The sequence below is a fragment of the Staphylococcus sp. EZ-P03 genome (assembly GCF_003344575.1).
In the GTDB taxonomy this organism is placed as follows: Bacteria; Bacillota; Bacilli; order Staphylococcales; family Staphylococcaceae; genus Staphylococcus; species Staphylococcus simulans_B.
This window is the reverse complement of record NZ_QPMO01000033.1, coordinates 1-569: the sequence shown is the minus strand read 5'-3', so window position 1 is coordinate 569 and position 569 is coordinate 1. Positions and strand designations below refer to the sequence as shown.

Sequence of the window (569 nt, the reverse complement as noted above, 5' to 3'; positions counted from 1 at the left end):
AATGCCTCACATTTGTGCCACCTAAAAAGGAGCGATTTACATATGAGTTATGCAGTTTGTAGAATGCAAAAAGTGAAATCAGCTGGACTAAAGGGCATGCAATTTCATAATCAAAGAGAGCGAGAAAGTAGAACGAATGAAGATATTGACAGAGAGCGAACGCATGAAAATTATGATTTGCAAAACGATGAAAACATAAATTATAACGAACGTGTAAAAGACATAATCGATTCACAAAAAACAGGTACACGAAAAACAAGAAAAGATGCTGTTCTTGTAAATGAGTTGTTAGTAACATCTGACCGAGATTTTTTTGAGCGACTGGATCCAGGAGAACAAAAACGATTTTTTGAGGAAAGTTATAAATTATTTTCTGAACGATACGGCAAGCAAAATATTGCTTACGCAACAGTCCATAATGATGAGCAAACCCCTCACATGCATTTAGGTGTTGTGCCTATGCGTGATGGAAAATTACAAGGAAAAAATGTGTTTAATCGTCAAGAACTGTTATGGTTACAAGATAAATTCCCCGAGCATATGAAAAAACAGGGTTTTGAGTTGAAGCG

1 protein-coding gene is annotated in these 569 nt (G+C 35.9%); it reads left to right on the top strand.

What is annotated here, in order from left to right:
- Positions 1-42 precede the first annotated feature (42 nt).
- On the top strand, positions 43-569 hold a 527-nt coding region (mobV, locus tag DVJ99_RS12720), incomplete at its 3' end, for a MobV family relaxase (RefSeq protein ID WP_162912218.1).